The sequence below is a fragment of the Denitrificimonas halotolerans genome, from assembly GCF_034259425.1.
GTDB lineage: Bacteria > Pseudomonadota > Gammaproteobacteria > Pseudomonadales > Pseudomonadaceae > Denitrificimonas > Denitrificimonas halotolerans.
This window is the reverse complement of the sequence record NZ_JAXIVU010000014.1, coordinates 14,952-35,734: the sequence shown is the minus strand read 5'-3', so window position 1 is coordinate 35,734 and position 20,783 is coordinate 14,952. Positions and strand designations below refer to the sequence as shown.

Genomic DNA, 20,783 nt, shown 5'->3' with positions numbered 1-20,783 from the left:
CAGGTCCAGTAGGTTATTACTCGTTACGAATTTTCTCTACAATTGCGGTGGTTGAGCTGTTATCCACTAAACCCAGTACCCGCACTTCGCCACCATAGGCGTAAACCAACTCAGCGCCAACCACCTCATCGACACCATAGTCGCCACCTTTGACCAAAATATCAGGCTTGAGCAAACTGATTAGGTTCTCAGGTGTATCTTCAGAAAAACTCACCACCCAGTCCACTGCACCCAAACCGGCCAACACAGCCATGCGGCGATCCACCGAATTAATCGGACGGCCTGAGCCTTTCAAACGAGTGACTGAGGCATCACCGTTAACCGCTACAATCAAACGATCCCCTTGATCACGAGCCTGCTCTAAATAACTGACATGTCCTGCGTGCAAAATATCAAAGCAACCATTAGTAAAGACAACCCGCTCACCTTGCGCACGCGCATCTTCTACCGCTGCTTGCAACTGCTGTAAACTGAGCACACCGCGCTCAGCACCTTCCTCACGCTGTAAAGCTCGACGCAACTCAGGCGCACTAATGGTTGCAGTGCCCAACTTGCCGACCACAATACCTGCAGCCAAGTTTGCCAAAGTCATTGCCTGCGGCAAACTTTCACCTGCAGCAAGGGACGCTGCCATAGTAGAAATAACAGTGTCACCAGCACCAGTGACATCAAACACCTCGCGCGCGCGTGCAGGCAAGTGTAAAGCAGCCATATCATTACGTAGCAAAGTCATACCCTGTTCACCACGAGTAATCAATAAAGCCCCCAACTCCAACTCTTTAAGCATAGCTGAGCCACGCTGCATCAACTCTGCCTCATCAGCACAAGGCCCAGCCACTGCTTCAAACTCAGCCATATTCGGCGTCAACAAAGTTGCTCCACGGTAAATAGAAAAGTCCGTACCCTTAGGGTCCGCTAAAACGGCAATACCACGCTGCTGCGCTGCTTTTAATAAAGCTTGATGATTGCCAATGGTGCCCTTGCCATAGTCAGACAAGACCATCACTTTAACTCCATCAAGTGCAGCTTCAACCTCAGCTAACAAAGCCTCTGCATTGATGTTAAAAGACTCTTCAAAATCCATCCGTAATAACTGCTGCTGACGACTCATGGCCCGCAGTTTAACAATGGTAGGCTGACCGACGCTGCGCAAAAAGTTCGTACGCACACCTACCGAGTGCAAACTTTCAATGAGCGCATTTGCAGCTTCATCGGCACCCGTTACACCAATCAACTGCACAGGGGCACCTAAAGCAGCAATATTCAACGCTACGTTAGCTGCGCCACCAGGGCGATCTTCTGTACGTGTAACTTTCACCACAGGTACTGGCGCTTCTGGCGATACACGTGTGGTGCTGCCATACCAGTAACGATCCAGCATCACATCACCCACCACCAGAACAGGGGCTTGAGCGAAAAGTGGCAATGGTGACTTCATAAATACGTCCAACCTTAATCAAAATTTCGCCGATTATAACATGCTGCGGGGCTAGCTTTCCCGCGCTACAGTCGATTCACAACACCATCGATGTTGCACAGCCTAGTTAACGAAGGTCTATAGCAGATGACTCTTACTGCCAGCCTAAGCATTGTTTTGCACTGCGGGTATATTTCTAGATCGTACAGACTGAGCAAAATACATCTGACCCTTTGATTGAGCGCAACTGCCGCCCGCACTGCAAATTTCTTAAGAACAAAACTGTGCAATGAGGCATCAACAATGTATTTGGCCAAACGTCTTTTTTCACCACATTGACTGAATTGCCGTTTAAGTGATCAAGGCCACCGCTAAGGGCATCAAAATCGCAGTTAAGACACCCATCATACTCATACCTAAAGCTGAGAAAGCACCCGTTTCCTCGTTCTCCTGCAAGGCCCGTGCAGTACCAATCCCATGAGCAATCATTCCCAACGCCATACCTTGCGCTTCAGGACTGTTAATACGGAAGAAACGCAGCAATTCAACCCCAAACATGGCACCTAAAATACCGGTGATCATGACAAAAACAGCAGCTAAGGAAGCCGACCCTCCAATTTCCTCTGCAACAAGCATTGCAATCGGCGAAGTGACCGACTTAGGTGCCATGGTTTGTAAAATCATTTCTTCAGCACCAAACAGCCAAGCCAAAGCCACCCCTAATACAGTGGCAAAAAAACCACCGATAAACAGTGTAATCAGAATTGGCCATAAAATTTGCCGCACTCGGCGCACATTTAAGTACAACGGCACCGCTAAAGCTACAGTGGCAGGACCTAAAATAAGTGACAGTAAATAAGTGCCTTCTTTATAGGTCGCATACTCGATATCTAGCAGGACCAAAACAGAAATCAAAATCGCCGATGACACCAGCAAGGGCTGCAAAATAATCCAACGCGTTTTATCGTGCGCTGCTACTGCCACCTGATACACAGCCAGAGTCAAACCAATTAAAAATAACGGATGCTGTACAACAGCATCCAAAGCAGCTTTCCATTCAAGATTCATTGCTCACCCTTCTTACGTGCCTGACGGTTAATCAACAGCTGCATCAACCAACCAATAACTACCATGGAAATCACCAACGACAGTACTAAAGAACCGGCAATGGCCCAAAAGTCAGCTTGAATATCGTCCACATGGGCCATCACACCAATGGCTGGAGGCACCAATAACAGCGGTAAGTAACGCAGTAAACTGGCAGCCGCTTCATCAATAGGCGCACTGACATTGCCACGTACTAATAAATAGATAAATAACAACACCAGCCCGATAATAGGCCCTGGAATCACTGGAAAAAATAACACGTTCAATGCAGTTCCCAACAGCTGGAACCCAATCAACCAACTCAACCCACGTAATAACATCTCAATCTCCAAAGCTTATTTTTTATTGGGCAACCGCAGTATACGAAGAACTAGAGAAAAAGAAATGCACTAAGAGTCTAAGGCTCATCCCTCCTTGGAACAGCCTTACTAAGCTCATGATATAAACATTAGGCAATAAAAAACCCGCATATAGCGGGTTTTTTATACTCAGAAGCGCAATCAATTACTTGATTTTGCCTTCCTTGTAAATCACATGCTTACGCACAACTGGATCAAATTTTTTGATTTCCAGCTTATCAGGCGTATTACGCTTGTTTTTATCTGTAGTGTAAAAGTGACCTGTACCAGCACTTGACACTAAACGGATTAATTCACGCATGGTGTTCTCCTTAAACCTTAACGCCACGAGCACGAAGCTCGCTTAGCACTGTGTCAATTCCGCGCTTATCGATCACGCGCATACCTTTTGCAGATAAACGTAAACGTACAAAACGGTTTTCGGATTCAACCCAAAAACGGTGATGCTGCAAGTTTGGTAAGAAACGGCGACGGGTTTTGTTGTTAGCGTGGGAAACATTGTTCCCTGTAACCGGACCCTTACCGGTTACTTGACAAACTCTTGACATATCTCAGCCCTCATAAACCACATGCTCAACCCAGCATGGGTTGGCTGCTTTAGAACGTAATAGGATTTCGTAGGTCGTTAAAAACATGATGGTTTTCATAACCCGTATATTATTACCCAGTCTGGGCTAAGGAACAACAGCAACACTCAATAATTCAAGTGATTGACCGGTTCTCTTAGATTCGAGCCGAGCTTTATACCAGAATCTTATCCATGAAGCAAGGAAACCGCAGTTTTTCTAAGTTTTTACTCTTAGCATTGAATCACATCCAGCCATTTTCCACCATGGATAACGGCTCACCGTCACCCACTATAAAATGATCCAAGACTCGAACATCAACTAACGCTAGCGCTTCTTTCAAACACTCAGTGAGAATTTTATCGGCTTGACTCGGCTCTGCGACTCCACTGGGGTGATTATGCGTCAAAATCACCGCCGCTGCATTATTTGCCAACGCACGCTTGACCACTTGACGCGGATAAACACTTGCACCGTCTATTGTACCGTAAAAAAGTGTTTCAAAGGTTAAAACCCGATGCTTGGTATCTAAAAATAGGCATGCAAAAACCTCATGCGGCTCATGACGCAACTTCGCCTTAAGGAAGTCACGCACCGCCTGCGGGCTTTCTAAGGCCGATTCACGTTGAATACTGGCCGCCAAATGTCGCCGTCCCATTTCTAAGACTGCTTGTAATTGTGAATATTTTGCCGGACCTAAACCTAAATGCTTGGTAAAACTGTCTTTATCCGCCTCAAGCAATTGGCGCAAGCCACCAAATTCCGTAAGCAAATCCCTCGCCAATTCCACCGCATTGCGTCCACGCACACCTGTGCGTAAAAAAATGGCTAATAACTCAGCGTCGGACAGCACTTCTGCACCATATTCCAACAAGCGCTCACGGGGTCTTTCGTTGACAGGCCAATTTTGCATACTCATCGACAAGCTCCTTCTTATCCAGCCAGCACCCTTGCTCTAGCGTCGTACACTCCAATAATCCATATGGATCAACCACTGCCTCTACCATAGTTGCTATGTTATCTTAGACAAGATTAGTAATTTAGCTATTTCCCTTAATTAAATATAACTACAGATAACAGGCAGACCCATGCAAAGGCTGTTTCAAAAACGCATTATTCTTGGCATTGGTGGTGGTATCGCTGCATATAAAAGCGCAGAACTGGTACGCCGCCTCCGCGACTTAGGCGCCGATGTGCATGTGGTAATGACCCGTGGCGCATGTGAATTTATCACCCCTTTAACCCTGCAGGCCTTATCCGGCAACCCTGTGCATACTGACTTGTTGGACCCGAAAGCAGAGGCCGCCATGGGGCATATTGAGTTGGCCCGTTGGGCTGATTTAGTTTTGATCGCACCCTGTACGGCCGACCTCATGGCGCGCTTAGTCCAGGGTTCAGCTAATGACTTGCTAACCACTTTAATTTTAGCTACTGACGCTCCGGTTGCCCTAGCTCCAGCAATGAATCAAGCCATGTGGGCTGATCCAGCCACCCAAACCAACGCTGGCACACTGCAACAGCGCGGCTTTAAATTATTAGGCCCAGGTTCTGGTGTACAAGCTTGTGGTGATGTGGGTTTAGGTCGCATGTTAGAACCTGAAGTTCTAGCACAAAACGCCGCAGATCTTTTTGCCCACCAAGCACTGACTGGCAAACATATTTTAATCACAGCCGGCCCCACCCAAGAGGCCATTGATCCAGTCCGCTACATCACCAATCACAGTTCTGGAAAAATGGGCTTTAGCTTAGCTGAGGCTGCCGCGGAAGCCGGTGCCAAAGTGACGCTAGTGTGCGGCCCTGTGCATTTACCTACACCGGACCGTGTCGAACGCATTAATGTCATCAGCGCCCGCGATATGCTTGCTGCCTGCGAAGCAGCCATGCCTTGCGATGTATTGATTGCTGCCGCAGCTGTAGCTGACTACCGCCCTGAGGTCAGCGCTGAACAAAAAATGAAAAAAGACCCCAATAGCGTAGATGGGATGACTTTAAAGCTGATTCGCAACCCAGATATTCTCGCCACCATTGCCAGCCGCACTGATCGCCCTTTCTGTGTGGGTTTTGCTGCAGAAACTCAAAACTTGTTGGAATACGCAACCACCAAGTTGCGCGATAAAAATCTGGATTTAATTGTAGCCAATGACGTGTCCAATACGGCGATTGGCTTTAACAGCGATGACAATGCCATCACCATTGTTGACCGTCAGCAGCAACAAACCAACTTCTCGCAAACCAGTAAAAGCAAAATTGCTCGTCAATTGATTGATTTTATTGCCACTCATATCAACAAGGTTTAATTATGCGCCGTCTGCAAGCTCAAATCCTCGATCCACGTCTTGGCACCCAATTCCCACTCCCTGAATACGCCACCGCTGGCTCTGCAGGGCTCGATTTACGCGCCATGGTGGAACAACCGATTCAACTTGAGCCAGGGCAAACCCTACTGATCCCAACAGGTTTAGCCATTTACATTGAAGATCCAGCGCTAGCTGCAATGATCCTGCCGCGCTCGGGTTTGGGCCATAAACATGGGATAGTTTTGGGCAACTTAGTCGGCTTAATCGACTCTGACTATCAGGGCCAGCTACAAATTTCCTGCTGGAACCGAGGTGAGAGCGTCTTCACCATTGAACCCGGTGACCGCATTGCACAATTGGTGTTAGTGCCGATTATTCAAGCACGCCTAGAAATCACTGACAGTTTCACTCAAAGCGAGCGCGCCGATGGCGGCTTTGGCCACACTGGGCAACAGTAACACTGCACAGCTCCACGCTCATCACATATGGATATTGCATTTTGACTAGACTAACTACCGAGTACACAGCTCCCGCCACTGCCACAGCACAAAATGTGCCAGCGGGTATTTTCCGTGCATATGATATTCGCGGCATCATTGATCAAACCCTCACTAGCGACACAGCCTACTGGATTGGTCGCGCAGTGGGCTCTGAAAGCATCGCACAAGGCGAACACAGGGTTGTGGTCGGACGTGATGGACGCCTCTCCGGCCCCAACATGGTGCAAGCATTGACCCAAGGCCTACTCGATAGCGGCTGCCATGTGACAGATTTGGGTATGGTGCCCACACCTGTGTTGTACTTTGCAACCAACGTTCTGTCCGCCAGCTCTGGCGTAATGGTCACCGGTAGTCACAACCCACCCGACTATAATGGTTTTAAAATCGTTGTGGCTGGCGACACCTTATCCAATGAACGTATCACCGCTCTTTACACCCGCATCATCGAACAAAACATTGAAAGCGGCAGCGGTAGTCACAGCACTGTAGACATGCTGCAGCGTTATTTGGAGCACATCAAAGGCGACATTAAACTGAACAAGCCGATGCGCGTAGTGGTTGACTGCGGCAATGGCGTTGGTGGTGTAATTGGACCACAGCTATTAGAAGCACTGGGTTGCACCATTATTCCACTGTACTGCGATGTCGATGGCACCTTCCCCAATCACCATCCAGACCCAGGTAAGCCCGAAAACCTGCAGGAGCTGATTGCCAAAGTTAAAGAAGAAAATGCCGATGTCGGTCTTGCCTTTGACGGTGATGCAGATCGCGTAGGTGTAGTCACCAATCAAGGGCGTATCATCTACTCCGATCACCTGATGATGCTTTTCGCAAAAGATGTCCTCTCTCGCAACCCTGGTGCTGATATTATTTACGACGTGAAGTGCACCGGCCGTCTCGCACAAGTCATCAGTGACAACGGCGGTAAGCCATTGATGTGGAAAACCGGACACTCATTAATTAAAGCAAAAATGAAGGAAACCGGCGCGCTCCTAGCAGGAGAAATGAGCGGTCACGTTTTCTTCAAGGAACGCTGGTTTGGTTTTGATGATGGTATTTACGCTGCTGCACGCTTGCTAGAAATTCTCAGCCAAGATGCGCGTGATTCTGATACTGTTTTTGCCTCTTTCCCGGTCAACCTTTCTACCCCCGAAATCAACGTTGAAGTCACCGAAGAAAGCAAGTTTAAAATTATTGAGCGCCTACAAAACGAAGGCCAATGGGGCAGCGCCGCACTCACTACTCTTGATGGTGTACGCGCAGACTTTGATACCAGTTGGGGCCTGATTCGCGCATCCAACACGACCCCTATGCTGGTCTTACGCTTTGAAGGTGAAACCGCCGAGGCGCTTGAGCAGGTCACCACCCTGTTCCGCCAACAGTTACTGACTATCGCCCCTGACCTCGACGTACCTTTTTAATCCATAGGAGTTGTTACAGATGAACCTAAATCGTGCTGATGCTGTGCATGTTGCCGAGGTACTGTCCGAGGCCCTACCTTATATCCGCCGTTTTGTTGGTAAAACCTTGGTGATCAAATATGGCGGTAATGCCATGGAAAGCGAAGAGCTTAAAACGGGTTTTGCACGCGATATCGTTTTAATGAAAGCAGTCGGCATTAACCCTGTAGTGGTCCACGGTGGCGGTCCACAAATTGCCGATTTGCTGAAACGTTTAAATATTGAAAGCCAGTTTATCGAAGGCATGCGTGTCACCGACGACGAAACCATGGATGTCGTAGAAATGGTGCTCGGCGGACAAGTGAACAAAGATATCGTTAACCTGATCAACAGCCATGGTGGTAATGCCATTGGCCTTACAGGTAAAGATGCTCGCTTAATCCGTGCGCGTAAGCTAAAGGTTACTCGCCAAGATCCAGATATGCAGAAGCCCGAGATCATTGATATCGGCCAAGTGGGTGAAGTTGCTAGCGTCAACACAGACCTGCTGCACATGCTAGTCCAAGGCGACTTTATTCCAGTCATTGCCCCAATTGGAGTGGGCCCAAACGGCGAGTCTTACAACATCAATGCTGACTTAGTTGCAGGAAAAGTTGCTGAAGCCTTGCATGCAGAGAAACTGATACTCCTTACTAACATCGCTGGTCTGATGGATAAGCAAGGCAAAGTGCTAACAGGCTTAACCACAACACAAGTGGATGAGCTTATTGCTGACGGCACCATTTATGGCGGTATGCTACCTAAAATTCGTTGTGCGTTAGACGCGGTACAAGGTGGAGTTCATAGCGCGCACATCATCGATGGTCGTGTGCCGAACGCTGTCTTACTTGAGATCTTTACCGATCACGGGGTAGGTACTTTGATTACAGATAACTGATGCCCTGAACAGCACCAGTCAGCCATAAAAAACGCCCGCATATTGATGCGGGCGTTTTCATGTTTAGCCTTCAGCGGCACACATAGCATTATACTCATCGGTAAAGAAGAACTTCTCTTCACCAAATGCTGGCACAAGGTCATCAAACCAAGTGGCATTCTCGTCATACTTCGCAAAGAAAGTCTTCTGCACCCAATCAGGGTTACGCCCTTGAATAAAGCGTAAAACAAACACTTTCTCGCCATTGAGCTCAATAATACTCTGAATCTCAACCTTACCTGGCCCTGCACTCATGGATGGTCCACGGGCAGTACGCGCCAAGCCTGACACTTGCTGAATAGCTTCACGGTAGATCTCGTAGGCACGCACTAGCGGCACTTCAAAGTAACGCTTAGCACCGGTATCACGCTCAACGAACATGTAATAAGGAATGATGCCCAAACGCACCTGTGTACGCCATAAGCGTGCCCACACTTCAGGATCATCGTTAATGTGCTGCACTAACGGCGCTTGACCACGGATCACCGCACCTGTTGCACGCAGACGACGAATCGCTTCACGAACAATTGGGGTCTCCATCTCACGCCAATGGTTAAAGTGAGCCATAATTGCCACATGCTTACCCGCATCAACTAGCTTCTTAAATAGCTTGAGTAAATCTTCTGCATCATCGTCAGTAACAAAGCGCTGCGGCCAGAAGGTCAACGCCTTAGTACCAATACGGATGGTTTGTAAATGCTCTAGCTCAGGCTGCAACAAGGGCTCAAGGTAGCTTTCAACATGGCGAGTTTTCATCACCATCGGGTCACCACCGGTGATTAATAGGTCAGTAACGCTTTTGTTCTGCGTCAAATAACGGTGCAAAGACTCCGCTTCGTTACTAGCAAAACGCAATTCTTTATCGCCAATAAACTGTGCCCAACGGAAGCAGAAAGTGCAGTATGAGTGACACACTTGTCCTTGACTCGGGAAGAACAATACCGTCTCACGGTATTTGTGCTGCATACCATCCAATGGCTCACCATCGAGCATTGGCACGTTCATTTCTTGCTGACCCGCTGGATGGGGGTTCAAGCGCGCTTGAATTTCACGGGCTAACTTAGTGATTTCTGCACGCGGCAGCTCATCACGTAAAGCTTGGGCCATCAGGTCATAGTCTGCTGGCTCTAACATGCCGCGCTGCGGAAAGGTCAATTGGAAAATTGGATCATTGGGCACATCATCCCAGTTGATCAGTTCATCAATGACATATTGATTCACGCGAAATGGCAAAACACTGGCCACTACACGCATTTCAAAACGCTGTTCTTCAGATAGTTTTTGCAGCGGTTCAATTTTATCTAACTGACGGTCGGTATAGACCTGAAAGTTGGTGTTCTCAGTAAATCCCTCGTTACTTAGAGGCATAATATTTATTGTTTGAGTCATGGCTACTCTCCACTCTCTAACAGGCTCAGCGCAAGTCAAAGCCGCAAGGCCTTACCTTTACCAGCACCTGTGTATTGGGGCATCCCCTAGGGGAAGAAGATAGCTACAAATAAGTAGCAAATGCTACGATTAAGCACATCAAGACGTTACCTAATCGTTATTATTGAAGGGAAGAAAAGCTTCCCTGAAGTCGGAAATTTCCGTAAAGAGGTAACTGTCTTACTTTAAAGACGGGTAAGACTACGGCATTTTACCCTGCGTCTCAATTCTAAAGTAGCAAAAACTGCCTTTATCCATTCCTGACTGGCTATTTTGTCAGACAAAAATAACACTGTAATCCTTCATTCGGACTGTTTAAAGTCGCTCTTATTACTACACAATAGTCAATTTTCAGCTGTTTGCCTAAATTTCAGCACATACCAATGATAGCCTCCAACCCACTCACGCCGACGACTGGAGTCACTTTCATTCATATGCACAGCACGCAAGGCGCGCGTCCAATCATCGCGCCTGCGCCCTGCCTTTCAGATCACAAACCTGCTAGATACCGTAGTCTTCGCGGTAACGTTCAACCGCAGGTAAATATTGCTTCAACTCTGGGCTTTCAGCCAAAAACTGCAATACCTGTTCTAAAGAAACAATGCTTAAGACTGGCATTTTAAAGTCACGCTCCACTTCTTGAATCGCCGATAGCTCACCGGCACCACGCTCCTGACGGTCCAGTGCAATCAACACTCCCGCTGCTTGCGCACCTTGGGCGCTAATGATCTGCATCACCTCACGAATCGCCGTGCCAGCAGTGATCACATCATCAACGATCAATACTTTCCCAGCTAAAGGTGCACCCACTAAAGTACCGCCTTCACCATGATCCTTAGCTTCTTTCCGATTAAAACACCATGGTCTATCCTGCCCGTGATGCTCAGCTAAAGCCACTGCTGTGGTCGCGGCCAAAGGAATCCCTTTATAAGCTGGACCAAACACCACGTCGTACTCTAAACCACTATCCATCAAGGCCTGCGCATAAAAACGACCTAACTTAGCCAAAGCTAAACCGGAGTCAAACAGCCCCGCATTAAAAAAATAAGGACTCACACGTCCTGACTTCAAGGTAAACTCACCGAAGCGCAACACTCCGCGCTCAAGGGCGAACTGAATAAACTCTCGTTGATATGCTTGCATAAATGGGTCCTTAAACACCTAGGGTTTAGCCAATTTTAAATACGTTCGGTATCATACACATACTTTTTTTCTAGGGGCTATCCATGCGGGTTATTAGTATCAATGTGAACGGGGTTCACAATGCTATCGAACAAGGGTTATTTGATTGGTTACAAACGCAACATGCGGATGTCATCTGTCTACAGGACACCCGTGCCAGCGCATATGAAATGGAAGCCCCCGAAGTGCAACTGCATGGCTACTATTGCTATGCCTGCGATGCTGAATCGCCCGAACAAGGTGGCGTGGCAATTTACACGCGCTTACAACCGAAAGCCATCATCTTCAGTTTGGGTTTTGAATCATCTGACCGTTATGGCCGTTATATTCAGGCGGATTTCGACAAGGTCAGCATTGCAAGCGTGCTAATGCCTTCGGGGCGTGGAAGCGATGCTGAGCTCAATCAAAAATTTAAATTCATGGATGACTTCGGCCGTTACTTAGACAAGCAACGCCGTAAACGCCGCGACTATATTTATTGCATGTCAACCTACATTGCACACAATAAGTTAGACGTTAAACATTGGCGTGATTGCCAACAAGAAATTGGTTTCTCCTCACCAGAGCGTGCCTGGATGGAGAGCATTTTCGGTGAAATGGCTTATATCGATGCTTTACGTGAAGTGAGTCGCGAAGGCGATTTATTCAGTTGGTGGGCTGACAGTGAGCAAGCCGAACTACTGAATTTGGGTTGGCGCTTTGACTATCAGGTCTTATCACAGGGCCTACGTCGCACCGTACGCAGTGCCAAACTGTCAAGGCAGCCACGCTTCTCTCAGCATGCGCCTTTAAGCGTTGATTATGATTGGGTACTAAGCGTTTAAAACCACGCAGTGTTGAACAACCTCAATGATCTCTCAGCGAGGTTATTCAACACTGGCTTAACCCGTTTTACTTCAGAAAACGAATGGTTAATGGATAACGGTAAGCCTGGCCATTATTGGCTTTAACACCGGCCACCACTGTTAAAATCAACCAGTACAGACCTAATACTGGCAACAGTACAGCCCCAACAACCACAAACAGCAACATCATGCACACTAAAGCGACTATCGCGATAGTGATTTGAAAGTTGACTGCTTCCTTACCATTTTTATCCATATAAGGACCGAGATCCTTCTTCAGCTGCCAAACCAGCAGCGGGCCAATTATATTGCCGAAAGGAATCAAAAAGGCTGCGAAAGCGGCAAGGTGAGTAAACATCGCCCACTGTTTAATTTCGCTGCTCAATTCTGCTTCTTCTGGGGTAACTGGTACTTGCGTTGGCTCGTCCATTACCACCCTCCTTTAATAGTTATAAGTTGCTATTCACTCTGTAATGCAGCCTGCTGCACAGCGAATAACTCTTGCACACCTTTTTCCGCCAAGGCTAACATTTCAGTCAGTTGTTCAGAACCAAAAGGCGCACCTTCAGCAGTACCCTGCACCTCAATAAAACCACCTGCATCCGTCATCACCACGTTCAAGTCAGTTTCAGCGGTTGAATCTTCTGGGTAATCTAAATCTAACACAGCCTTATCTTGGTAAATACCCACAGATACCGCGGCAATCATTTGCTTCAATGGCGAGCCATTTTTCAACAGCTTACGCTCTTCCATCACCGCCAAAGCATCAACCAAGGCCACCATTGATCCGGTAATCGCTGCCGTACGCGTACCACCATCGGCTTGGATGACATCACAGTCAACATATAAAGTGTTTTCGCCCATTTTGGTCATATCCAACGCAGCACGTAAAGAACGACCTATTAAACGTTGAATCTCTAAAGTCCGACCACCTTGCTTACCACTGCTGGCTTCACGGCGGGTACGACTACCAGTAGCGCGCGGCAGCATCCCGTATTCAGCAGTTAACCAACCTTGGCCTTGGCCTTTCAAAAAACGTGGCACGCCGTTTTCAACACTCACTGTGCAAATCACTTTAGTATTACCAAACTCGACTAAAACAGAGCCTTCAGCATGGCAAGTGTAGTTACGGGTAATACGCACTTGGCGCAGCTGATCGAGTTCGCGACCACTAGGACGAATCATTGAATATTCCTGTTCATTAAAAATGGATGAGACATTATAGGGAGAGATCCCCCTGATATCCTTATTGTAAACACAACCAGACGAAATATTCGCTACAATTAGCGCATTATTCTTACCCTTAATTTGGAGTTTCCTCATGGTGCACAGCATGACCGCGTTCGCTCGCGTTGAGCAAAACGGTGCTTACGGCACACTGAGCTGGGAATTACGCTCAGTCAACCACCGTTACCTCGAACCTCACCTGCGCCTGCCTGATAACCTACGCGAAGTTGAAGGTACAGTCCGCGAAGCACTGCGTAACGGTTTATCACGAGGTAAGGTTGAGTGCACCTTGCGCCTGACCGAGTCTTCCAGCGAGGCCGCACTGCAAATTGACCAAGAGCGTGCACAACAACTGATCAAAGCTGCTGAACACATTGCTCAACAGATTCAGCAACCTGCCCCACTGAACCCGTTAGACGTTTTAGCTTGGCCCGGAGTACTGAGCGCTCAATCAGTGGACAGCCAAGCTATCAATCAGGCCGCAACCGAGCTTTTTCATGCAGCCTTACAAGACCTGAAAGACAGCCGCGCACGAGAAGGTGCTGATCTGGCGCGTTTAATCAATGAGCGTTTAGACGCCATCCAAACTGAAACCCAAGTATTGCGTAAACTGGTACCAGAGATGCTCGCCATACAGCGAGAAAAAATCCTCGTCCGCTGCCAAGAACTCAAAGTTGAAATTGAGCCACAACGCTTAGAACAAGAACTTGTATTGATTGCACAAAAAAGTGACGTTGCAGAAGAGTTGGACCGCCTTGCAACACATGTCAACGAAGTACGCCGCGTGTTAAAAACCGGCGGAGCCATTGGCCGTCGTTTAGACTTTTTAATGCAAGAGCTTAATCGCGAAGCCAATACTCTTGGCTCCAAAGCCATCGACCCTCGCTCCACCCAAGCTGCAGTCAATATTAAGGTTTTAATTGAGCAAATGCGGGAGCAGGTGCAGAACATCGAATGATATCCACTCAAGTCCATACCCGTCCTTTCAACCAGCAAATACAAGGCTTTCAACTTCAAAACAGTCCATGGCAGTCCATACATACCCACCACTATCTACAATCAAGTGGTGGGTATAATGGTGGGTATGGTAGTATCCTTTCTCTTACAAGTGGTGGGTACTTTTGGAGTGAGCAATGGCCAGTCTTACAAGTAAATCAGTTAACGCAAAAGTTAAGGGGGAGCCTGGCCGCTTTTCCGATGGTGGTGGTCTTTATCTGGTAGTGCCCAAAGTTGGCAGTGCGTATTGGATGTTACGTTTCACATCTAATAAAAAACGCAGAGAGATGACACTTGGTCGAGTTGCAGACTTATCTCTTGCCGACGCAAGAATAGAAGCTGCACTTAAGATGAAACATCATCGCGATGGCCTTGACCCCCTTATTGCAAAGAAAAGAGCTCAATACGATTCAATTTACAGCGTCGATGATCTTTTCGCCGACTGGCATGAAGGCAATATAAAACGACTGAAGCACCACCACGTGCCTTTCCGTGTTTACACCAAAGATATAGCGCCTGTAATAGGTCAAATGCAGCCAGCTGCTGTTACTGGACGCGATATCAAACAGATTTTAAGAAACATCACAGAAAGCAACCGCCCAACAATTGCCAACGATGCCTTGCTGTACTGCAAGCAGCTGTTTAACCACGCACTCAAACTAGACCTAATCCCCGGCAATCCAGCAAGTGCTTTTGTAGTGGACGATGCCGGCGGCATAGAAAAAAGTAGAGACAGAGCCTTAACAATAGAAGAGCTGAAGTTCACTTTTAATAAATTTAGGGAAGAGGCTGACAGCTTCACACGCGATAACTACTTAGCCTGTGCACTTTTAGTGTTGCTAGGCGCGAGAAAAGGCGAGTTAACCGAAGCAACCTGGAGTGAGTTCGATCTAGATAAGCAGATATGGTATTTACCTAGCGAACGCAGTAAATCTGGTGTAGCTATTGATATCCCACTACCCGACTTATCTATTGAATGGCTAAACGAGCTCAGAGTTCGTGCCTTTGATTCCGCTTACGTTTTCCCAAATAGAAGATCAAGCAAAATGCCTCACATGGGCAAGGATACATTGAATCGAGCTATATCAAAACTATTCGGCAGAGAGCCAGGTCGAGCTGTGCAGCCTGAGAACAAAATGGGGGATTTTGAGCATTTTACTGTGCATGATTTACGCCGCACCTGTCGCAGCCTGCTAGCCTCGCTGGGCGTACCTGGCCATATAGCAGAGCGCTGCCTGAATCATAAAATCAGAGGGGTAGAGGGTATTTATAACCGCCACGACTACTTTGACGAGAGAAGAGACGCCCTGAATCAGCTTGCTCAAAAGCTCACACCAATTATACAAGCCGACTAATGGGGCGCTGATCTCAGCATCTTCAAATGTACCTGACAAGGCCATCCACTCTACATCTGAGGATCGGCCTACTCAGTGATTATTCCTGCAGTTTAAGCTTCGTTATTTAAAACACCTCCGCATTACATTAGTGTTACCTGCCCCTGCAATGCCGCAACCCTGCCGATTAAAGCCTGCCCTATCAGAATCATCAATCCCACGTAAAAATCCCGCATACAACACCACACGAAGTCGATTCAAAAAAATCTCACTCATACATTACTGAACTGACAACACATCCAGTAGGAGTTTTCTATGTCAGTAAAGTGTCCTTATTGCTCATCAGCAAGTGTCAGCCGCCCCCAAACAAGCACATCTATTGCCTCATGCATTGGCGCAATTAGTGGCGCTGCCAGCGCGGTATACACAGCAATGAACAACTCACCCAAACACTCCCCCTATGTTTTTACTGCCAGCACAGTGGCTAGCTTAATATTAGTTGGCCTTACAGGCGGCCTAAACGGCTCGACACTAGGAGCACATTTCGGTCAAGAATTTGATAGCAAGCTGTTACCCCACTATCAATGCCATAGCTGCTTCCAAAAATTCTCACCTGTAATCGCATTGAACTAACAATCCACAAAGGAGTTTTCATCATGGCTCATTTAGTTGAACAAATGGCTTACGTTGGTGATACGCCCTGGCATGGCTTGGGCAATCAACTGTCACCTAAACAACCGTTAGAGGTCTGGCGTCGTGAAGCCGGTATGGACTGGGATATTTTAGAAAGCCCAGTCCATTTCAAATCAAACATAGCTGGCCATCTAGGTAGCATCCACACCTTCCCTGAACAAAAGGTCCTGTATCGCTCCGATACTAAAATGCCACTATCTGTTGTGTCGCAGCGCTATCAAACCGTACAACCTAACGACGTGATCGAGTTTTATCGCGACCTGACTGAAGTATCTGGATTTGAACTGGAAACCGCTGGCGTGCTTAAAGGTGGGCGTAAGTTCTGGGCGCTGGCTCGTACCGGTCAAGACTTCACGCTCAAGGGTAAGGACTTGGTGAACAGTTATATCCTGCTGGCCACCTCATGTGATGGCACTTTAGCCACTACAGCCACGCCTACAACAGTACGCGTCGTATGCAACAACACCTTAACGGTATCGCTCAACGGTGCACCTATGGCCATCAAGGTGCCGCACAGCACCAAGTTTAATCCTGATGTAGTAAAGCGCGATCTCGGTATTGCCGTCTCGCAATGGGATGACTTCAAGTACCAGATGAACTTGTTATCTCAGCGTAAGGTGCGCTGGAAAGAAGCGATGGGCTACTTCATGGGCGTTATGTGCCAGCTGGATGGTGAAGTGCTTGTACCTGAGAAACTGCCTAACGAGAGAGCCTTACGCGTGGTGCAAGACCTGTATGACGGACGTGGACGCGGTAGTGAGCTTGAGTCTGCAAGCGGTACAGCCTGGGGCTTACTTAGTGCAGTCACCGAGTTTGTTGATCACCACAAGCAAGCACGCAGTAATGACAACCGCCTGGACTCAGCTTGGTTTGGTCAAGGTGCTCAGATCAAACAACGCGCTCTAGATACAGCCTTACAACTCGTTGCTTAAATTTCAATACATAGAGTTACGTTATAGCGTAATGGAGTATTTATCATGCAAACCAATCAAGTCAATACAGAAGTAAAAGCCATCATTAACCGCCCTGCTTTGCGCTTAGTCAGCACTAAGAACCTGGAGCGTGAAGAATGGCTGAACATCCGTAAGAAAGGTATCGGCAGCTCTGACGCTGCAGCTGCTGTTGGATTAAACCCTTACAAGTCACAGCTTGAGTTATGGATGGAGAAAACAGGCCGTGATGCAGAGTTACCGCAACTTGATCCAAGTGACGACACCAGCCCTGCATTTTGGGGCACGATCTTGGAGCCGATTGTGGCCTCGCACTACACCAACAAAACGGGAAACCGTGTCCGTCGCATCAATGCGGTATTGCAGCACCCTGATCCAGAGCTTTCGTGGATGCTAGCTAATATCGACCGTGAGGTGATTGGCGTTGAAGATGTGCAAATTCTGGAGTGCAAAACAGCCGGTATCAATGGCTCTCGTCTTTGGAAAGAAGGCGTGCCTGAGTACGTGCAACTGCAAGTTATGCATCAGTTAGCCGTCACTGGCAAACAAGCTGCAGACGTTGCTGTGCTGCTCGGTGGGCAGCACTTGGAGATCTATCGTATTGAGCGTGACGAAACCATGATTGCACAACTCATTGAGCTAGAACGGCAATTCTGGAACTACGTGGAAACCGATACACCGCCACCGGCAGATGGCTCAGCGTCTGCAGATACAGCGCTGCGCTGCTTGTTCCCGCAAGACCAAGGTGAAACCGTTGATTTCTCGGTGGATGAAGAACTCACCCTGGCGTATGAAACGCTCAAACAGGTGCGTGACACTATCAGTGAACAAGAGAAACACGAGTCTGCCCTCAAGCAAAAGATCCAACAAGCGATGGGCGATGCTTCACGTGCGATGTTTGCTTCAGGCGCGGTGACTTGGAAGAAAGCTAAAGACAGCATTACTTTTGATACAGCATCTTTGCTGCGTGACATGCCCCACCTTAAAGAGCAATACCAAGCCTTGCGCAAAGGCAGTCGTCGTTTCTTAATCTCATAGTTTCACTCAACCAACACAACATAAAGCCCCCTGGCCGCGTTATGCAGTCAGGGGGCTTTATGCTTTAAGGAGAACATCATGCTGAAAGGCTTAGCTATTACCCCACCAGTGCTGGGGCGTATTTCAATTGGGCGCGTTGTGGAAAAGAACGGTAAACGTCTGCCTGAAAAAGATGATCAGTTCACTATCACCTCACAGGTACAAACCCGTGACGGTTGGTTATTGCACCCGCTGAATGATGACCTACGCCAGGAGCAAGAAGGCAAGCTGCGTAGCATCCCGATTCGGTTACTGTTTAACGAACCTGAACTAAACTTTCGTGCTGACTACAGCTTGTTTGATCGCAACACCGGTCGTCCGTTATGCGTAGGTAATGGCGAGACGTGCAAGCGTCAAACGGAAAGCGGCATTCAGTCGTTACCTTGTCCATCACCCGATAGCTGCCCACTGGCACAAGGCAATGCCTGTAAGCCATACGCTCGCTTGAACGTCCTGATTGGTGACGACGACAGCATGGGCAGCTTCGTGTTTCGCACCACAGGTTTTAACAGCATCCGCACCCTCACTGCTCGCTTGAATTACTTTAAGGCCATCTCAAACAATCTCTTGTCTTGTCTGCCACTGGAGCTGCGCTTGCGTGGTAAGTCCACACGCCAAAGCCGTGGTACGCCCATCTTTTACGCTGACATTACGTTACGTGAAGGACTGAGCATGCCTGACACTTTACTCGCTGCTAAGCAGCTGCACGAACAACGACAACAGACTGGATTCAATCAAGATGCGCTGGACCACATTGCCAGCGCTGGCTTAGGTAATGGAGCTTTTGAAGAGGATGAAGATGACATCAGCGCAATCGTTGAAGAGTTTTACCCTACCGAAAGTAGAGCCAACAATGACCTGAAAGCCCATGTTCTAGCTGAACGGTCACTGGCAGACAAACTTCACCGTAAAGCGAGCGCTAACGCCAGCAACGCTTAATCACACACTGGACTTCCCACTATTTCAAGCCACCCATCGAGGTGGCTTTTTTATGCCTATAAGGAAAAACATCATGCGCTATCACATGCTTAAAGCCGGTACTGAACCTGGCACCTATGTCATGGAGTCACCGATCGTTACTGAACACGATATCTTGACCATGGCCAAACAACTCTCACAGAAGCGTCTCAGCAAAGGCCGTGCATTAGAAAGCCCACAGGCAGTTAAGGAACACCTGCGCACGCTGCTGCATGATTATGAACATGAGGTCTTTGCCGTGCTGCTACTGGACACTAAGCACAAGATCATTGGCTTCCACGAACTGTTCAGAGGCACCATCGACTCAGCATCTGTATACCCGCGTGAAGTGGTAAAGACTGCACTGGAGCATAACGCTGCAGCCATGATCATTACCCACAATCACCCTTCAGGTAATCCAGAACCAAGCCAGGCCGACATTCACCTCACCACCCGCTTAAAGGAGGCGCTGGCACTGGTAGACGTGCGGGTGCTGGATCACATCATCGTTGGGACGGATGGATGCTATTCGCTTGTGGAAAACGGGAACATGTAGCCATGTGAAAACCAGCCAGGCTGCATACTGCTTGGCTCTCACGCCAAGAGCTTACGCCTTGCGAGATCAAGCATAGATGAAAATTTATTTAGTTAAAAAGGCCAAACATGCGAATTGTAAAACTGAATATAAAAAACAAATTCAAAATACCTTATGAATGCCTAGAACGATTAAGTAATAAAACCAGCCAGACAGAGGGCTGGCTTTTCAAAACGCACACCTACACAAAAGAGCAGCTCATTAGCAGCCCAGAGCATCACAAGATCTATTCTGTCACAGAGAAAATAGGTAGCGATTTACAGCTCTGGTACAAACTAGGCCAAATCACAGAAGACCAGCATCAGGAATATATTGAGGAGCGCAATGAAGTCGAATACCGTCTTAAAAGACTCAATGAAAGTATTCAATATCGAAAGCCAACGCTGTGGGAGCACATCAAGCTGCCATTCAGTCAGTTTGTCATCATGGTCATGAAAAACTTACCTGAAACACTAAAGGAGAGATTTTTAAAAATAGCAGCGGCAAAAGCCATCCCGCTTTTAAAAAGAATATCCAACTCAATCAGCCTGTAAATAAAGCTCCCTTCTGGGCCAAATGACCACTGGCCATAGGAGGATGCTGTTCTCTGCCTTAGTAACGAGGCATGAAAGCAACACAGTGAACCTATGTTTTAAAGGAACACATGCAATGGACACCTTCACTTACACCGTTGAGTTTTCCGACCCTTTATGTCCGTTTTGTAGTGCCCGAGTTCCCTGCGATAAAGATGATCCAACAGAGCCTTGGGTCGGCACATGCTTAAGCGGACATACTGCTACTTACCAGCTGGACAGCGATTACGAAGACGAAGACAGCAACGATTGACTCTAAACTTTCAGCTCAGCGAGATAAAAGCAACCAAGTCAGGCAGCGTAAG

The 20,783-nt window shown here is 47.8% G+C and carries 22 protein-coding genes and 1 pseudogene; 13 read left to right on the top strand and 10 right to left on the bottom strand.

Going from position 1 to position 20,783, the window contains the following annotated elements; translation table 11 throughout:
• Positions 1 to 16: 16 nt before the first annotated feature.
• From hldE to radC (TOI97_RS09990), 6 genes are all read right to left on the bottom strand, one after another.
• Positions 17 to 1,438 (bottom strand): bifunctional D-glycero-beta-D-manno-heptose-7-phosphate kinase/D-glycero-beta-D-manno-heptose 1-phosphate adenylyltransferase HldE, encoded by a 1,422-nt coding sequence (hldE, locus tag TOI97_RS10015; protein ID WP_321553983.1) that lies wholly within the window; start codon positions 1,436 to 1,438, stop codon positions 17 to 19.
• Between the two features lie 330 nt (positions 1,439 to 1,768).
• Positions 1,769 to 2,485, bottom strand: coding sequence for an LrgB family protein (locus TOI97_RS10010; RefSeq protein WP_321553982.1), 717 nt, complete (start codon positions 2,483 to 2,485; stop codon positions 1,769 to 1,771).
• A complete protein-coding gene (locus TOI97_RS10005) occupies positions 2,482 to 2,844 on the bottom strand; it encodes a CidA/LrgA family protein (RefSeq protein WP_321553981.1) in 363 nt (120 codons plus the stop codon). Before TOI97_RS10005 ends, TOI97_RS10010 begins: the two co-directional genes overlap by 4 nt.
• Before the next feature lie 184 nt (positions 2,845 to 3,028).
• On the bottom strand, positions 3,029 to 3,184 hold the full coding sequence (gene rpmG / locus TOI97_RS10000; RefSeq protein ID WP_321553980.1) for a 50S ribosomal protein L33: 156 nt from the start codon (positions 3,182 to 3,184) through the stop codon (positions 3,029 to 3,031).
• Between the two features lie 10 nt (positions 3,185 to 3,194).
• Positions 3,195 to 3,431 (bottom strand): 50S ribosomal protein L28, encoded by a 237-nt coding sequence (rpmB, locus tag TOI97_RS09995; RefSeq protein WP_321553979.1) that lies wholly within the window; start codon positions 3,429 to 3,431, stop codon positions 3,195 to 3,197.
• A 262-nt stretch (positions 3,432 to 3,693) separates the two neighbouring features.
• Entirely contained in the window at positions 3,694 to 4,368 is a 675-nt protein-coding gene (radC, locus tag TOI97_RS09990; RefSeq protein ID WP_321553978.1) for a RadC family protein, read from the bottom strand.
• 169 nt (positions 4,369 to 4,537) lie between these two features.
• Between radC (TOI97_RS09990) and coaBC the strand changes: the two genes are divergently transcribed.
• The 4 genes and pseudogenes from coaBC (at position 4,538) to argB (ending at position 8,583) form a co-directional block, all read left to right on the top strand.
• Positions 4,538 to 5,746 carry a bifunctional phosphopantothenoylcysteine decarboxylase/phosphopantothenate--cysteine ligase CoaBC gene (gene coaBC, locus TOI97_RS09985; RefSeq protein ID WP_321553977.1) on the top strand — a complete coding sequence of 403 codons (1,209 nt, stop codon included), beginning with the start codon at positions 4,538 to 4,540 and terminating at the stop codon, positions 5,744 to 5,746.
• 2 nt (positions 5,747 to 5,748) lie between these two features.
• The gene (dut, locus tag TOI97_RS09980; protein WP_321553976.1) at positions 5,749 to 6,204 is read left to right on the top strand and encodes a dUTP diphosphatase; all 456 of its coding nucleotides are present in this window, start codon (positions 5,749 to 5,751) and stop codon (positions 6,202 to 6,204) included.
• Positions 6,205 to 6,269: 65 nt separating this feature from the next.
• Positions 6,270 to 7,667: pseudogene (locus TOI97_RS09975) on the top strand (phosphomannomutase/phosphoglucomutase); the annotation flags it as partial.
• Between the two features lie 19 nt (positions 7,668 to 7,686).
• Positions 7,687 to 8,583 carry an acetylglutamate kinase gene (gene argB / locus TOI97_RS09970; protein WP_321553974.1) on the top strand — a complete coding sequence of 299 codons (897 nt, stop codon included), beginning with the start codon at positions 7,687 to 7,689 and terminating at the stop codon, positions 8,581 to 8,583.
• Positions 8,584 to 8,646: 63 nt separating this feature from the next.
• Here argB and TOI97_RS09965 read toward each other — a convergent pair whose 3' ends face one another.
• Both TOI97_RS09965 and pyrE read right to left on the bottom strand, forming a co-directional pair.
• The gene (locus TOI97_RS09965) at positions 8,647 to 10,011 is read right to left on the bottom strand and encodes a KamA family radical SAM protein (protein ID WP_321553973.1); all 1,365 of its coding nucleotides are present in this window, start codon (positions 10,009 to 10,011) and stop codon (positions 8,647 to 8,649) included.
• Positions 10,012 to 10,551: 540 nt separating this feature from the next.
• Positions 10,552 to 11,193 carry an orotate phosphoribosyltransferase gene (gene pyrE / locus TOI97_RS09960; RefSeq protein WP_321553972.1) on the bottom strand — a complete coding sequence of 214 codons (642 nt, stop codon included), beginning with the start codon at positions 11,191 to 11,193 and terminating at the stop codon, positions 10,552 to 10,554.
• An 83-nt stretch (positions 11,194 to 11,276) separates the two neighbouring features.
• Here pyrE and TOI97_RS09955 point away from each other — a divergent pair, with 83 nt between their 5' ends.
• The gene (locus TOI97_RS09955) at positions 11,277 to 12,056 is read left to right on the top strand and encodes an exodeoxyribonuclease III (protein ID WP_321553971.1); all 780 of its coding nucleotides are present in this window, start codon (positions 11,277 to 11,279) and stop codon (positions 12,054 to 12,056) included.
• A gap of 67 nt (positions 12,057 to 12,123) precedes the next feature.
• On the opposite strand, the gene TOI97_RS09950 is transcribed toward TOI97_RS09955, so the two are convergent.
• The gene (locus TOI97_RS09950; protein ID WP_321553970.1) at positions 12,124 to 12,507 is read right to left on the bottom strand and encodes a DUF4870 domain-containing protein; all 384 of its coding nucleotides are present in this window, start codon (positions 12,505 to 12,507) and stop codon (positions 12,124 to 12,126) included.
• A gap of 29 nt (positions 12,508 to 12,536) precedes the next feature.
• On the bottom strand, positions 12,537 to 13,262 hold the full coding sequence (gene rph / locus TOI97_RS09945) for a ribonuclease PH (protein WP_321553969.1): 726 nt from the start codon (positions 13,260 to 13,262) through the stop codon (positions 12,537 to 12,539).
• A gap of 136 nt (positions 13,263 to 13,398) precedes the next feature.
• Here rph and TOI97_RS09940 point away from each other — a divergent pair, with 136 nt between their 5' ends.
• The 8 genes from TOI97_RS09940 to TOI97_RS09905 all read left to right on the top strand — a co-directional run bounded on the left by TOI97_RS09940 (position 13,399) and on the right by TOI97_RS09905 (position 20,731).
• Positions 13,399 to 14,262: a YicC/YloC family endoribonuclease gene (locus TOI97_RS09940; protein ID WP_321553968.1), complete on the top strand. Its 864-nt coding sequence runs from the start codon at positions 13,399 to 13,401 to the stop codon at positions 14,260 to 14,262.
• 175 nt (positions 14,263 to 14,437) lie between these two features.
• The gene (locus TOI97_RS09935; protein ID WP_321553967.1) at positions 14,438 to 15,655 is read left to right on the top strand and encodes a tyrosine-type recombinase/integrase; all 1,218 of its coding nucleotides are present in this window, start codon (positions 14,438 to 14,440) and stop codon (positions 15,653 to 15,655) included.
• 635 nt (positions 15,656 to 16,290) lie between these two features.
• Positions 16,291 to 17,259, top strand: coding sequence for a DUF932 domain-containing protein (locus TOI97_RS09930; RefSeq protein ID WP_321553966.1), 969 nt, complete (start codon positions 16,291 to 16,293; stop codon positions 17,257 to 17,259).
• Between the two features lie 45 nt (positions 17,260 to 17,304).
• Positions 17,305 to 18,315 (top strand): YqaJ viral recombinase family nuclease, encoded by a 1,011-nt coding sequence (locus TOI97_RS09925; protein WP_321553965.1) that lies wholly within the window; start codon positions 17,305 to 17,307, stop codon positions 18,313 to 18,315.
• A gap of 78 nt (positions 18,316 to 18,393) precedes the next feature.
• Positions 18,394 to 19,293: a recombination directionality factor gene (locus TOI97_RS09920; RefSeq protein WP_321553964.1), complete on the top strand. Its 900-nt coding sequence runs from the start codon at positions 18,394 to 18,396 to the stop codon at positions 19,291 to 19,293.
• Positions 19,294 to 19,366: 73 nt separating this feature from the next.
• The gene (radC, locus tag TOI97_RS09915; RefSeq protein WP_321553963.1) at positions 19,367 to 19,867 is read left to right on the top strand and encodes a RadC family protein; all 501 of its coding nucleotides are present in this window, start codon (positions 19,367 to 19,369) and stop codon (positions 19,865 to 19,867) included.
• Between the two features lie 107 nt (positions 19,868 to 19,974).
• On the top strand, positions 19,975 to 20,439 hold the full coding sequence (locus TOI97_RS09910) for a hypothetical protein (protein ID WP_321553962.1): 465 nt from the start codon (positions 19,975 to 19,977) through the stop codon (positions 20,437 to 20,439).
• 115 nt (positions 20,440 to 20,554) lie between these two features.
• Positions 20,555 to 20,731 carry a hypothetical protein gene (locus tag TOI97_RS09905; protein WP_178087309.1) on the top strand — a complete coding sequence of 59 codons (177 nt, stop codon included), beginning with the start codon at positions 20,555 to 20,557 and terminating at the stop codon, positions 20,729 to 20,731.
• The last annotated feature ends 52 nt before the right edge of the window (positions 20,732 to 20,783 follow it).

Excerpts from the sequence above, each read along its gene's own strand:
- TOI97_RS09940 (WP_321553968.1), top strand. The coding sequence starts at position 13,399 with ATGGTGCACAGCATGACCGCGTTCGCTCGCGTTGAGCAAAACGGTGCT.
- TOI97_RS10010 (WP_321553982.1), bottom strand. The coding sequence starts at position 2,485 with ATGAATCTTGAATGGAAAGCTGCTTTGGATGCTGTTGTACAGCATCCG.
- TOI97_RS09955 (WP_321553971.1), top strand. The coding sequence starts at position 11,277 with ATGCGGGTTATTAGTATCAATGTGAACGGGGTTCACAATGCTATCGAA.
- argB (WP_321553974.1), top strand. The coding sequence starts at position 7,687 with ATGAACCTAAATCGTGCTGATGCTGTGCATGTTGCCGAGGTACTGTCC.
- TOI97_RS09965 (WP_321553973.1), bottom strand. The coding sequence starts at position 10,011 with ATGACTCAAACAATAAATATTATGCCTCTAAGTAACGAGGGATTTACT.
- TOI97_RS09920 (WP_321553964.1), top strand. The coding sequence starts at position 18,394 with ATGCTGAAAGGCTTAGCTATTACCCCACCAGTGCTGGGGCGTATTTCA.
- radC (WP_321553963.1), top strand. The coding sequence starts at position 19,367 with ATGCGCTATCACATGCTTAAAGCCGGTACTGAACCTGGCACCTATGTC.
- TOI97_RS09950 (WP_321553970.1), bottom strand. The coding sequence starts at position 12,507 with ATGGACGAGCCAACGCAAGTACCAGTTACCCCAGAAGAAGCAGAATTG.
- TOI97_RS09905 (WP_178087309.1), top strand. The coding sequence starts at position 20,555 with ATGGACACCTTCACTTACACCGTTGAGTTTTCCGACCCTTTATGTCCG.
- coaBC (WP_321553977.1), top strand. The coding sequence starts at position 4,538 with ATGCAAAGGCTGTTTCAAAAACGCATTATTCTTGGCATTGGTGGTGGT.
- rpmB (WP_321553979.1), bottom strand. The coding sequence starts at position 3,431 with ATGTCAAGAGTTTGTCAAGTAACCGGTAAGGGTCCGGTTACAGGGAAC.
- pyrE (WP_321553972.1), bottom strand. The coding sequence starts at position 11,193 with ATGCAAGCATATCAACGAGAGTTTATTCAGTTCGCCCTTGAGCGCGGA.
- rph (WP_321553969.1), bottom strand. The coding sequence starts at position 13,262 with ATGATTCGTCCTAGTGGTCGCGAACTCGATCAGCTGCGCCAAGTGCGT.
- hldE (WP_321553983.1), bottom strand. The coding sequence starts at position 1,438 with ATGAAGTCACCATTGCCACTTTTCGCTCAAGCCCCTGTTCTGGTGGTG.
- TOI97_RS09925 (WP_321553965.1), top strand. The coding sequence starts at position 17,305 with ATGCAAACCAATCAAGTCAATACAGAAGTAAAAGCCATCATTAACCGC.
- radC (WP_321553978.1), bottom strand. The coding sequence starts at position 4,368 with ATGAGTATGCAAAATTGGCCTGTCAACGAAAGACCCCGTGAGCGCTTG.
- TOI97_RS10005 (WP_321553981.1), bottom strand. The coding sequence starts at position 2,844 with ATGTTATTACGTGGGTTGAGTTGGTTGATTGGGTTCCAGCTGTTGGGA.
- TOI97_RS09935 (WP_321553967.1), top strand. The coding sequence starts at position 14,438 with ATGGCCAGTCTTACAAGTAAATCAGTTAACGCAAAAGTTAAGGGGGAG.
- TOI97_RS09930 (WP_321553966.1), top strand. The coding sequence starts at position 16,291 with ATGGCTCATTTAGTTGAACAAATGGCTTACGTTGGTGATACGCCCTGG.
- dut (WP_321553976.1), top strand. The coding sequence starts at position 5,749 with ATGCGCCGTCTGCAAGCTCAAATCCTCGATCCACGTCTTGGCACCCAA.
- rpmG (WP_321553980.1), bottom strand. The coding sequence starts at position 3,184 with ATGCGTGAATTAATCCGTTTAGTGTCAAGTGCTGGTACAGGTCACTTT.
- TOI97_RS09910 (WP_321553962.1), top strand. The coding sequence starts at position 19,975 with ATGCGAATTGTAAAACTGAATATAAAAAACAAATTCAAAATACCTTAT.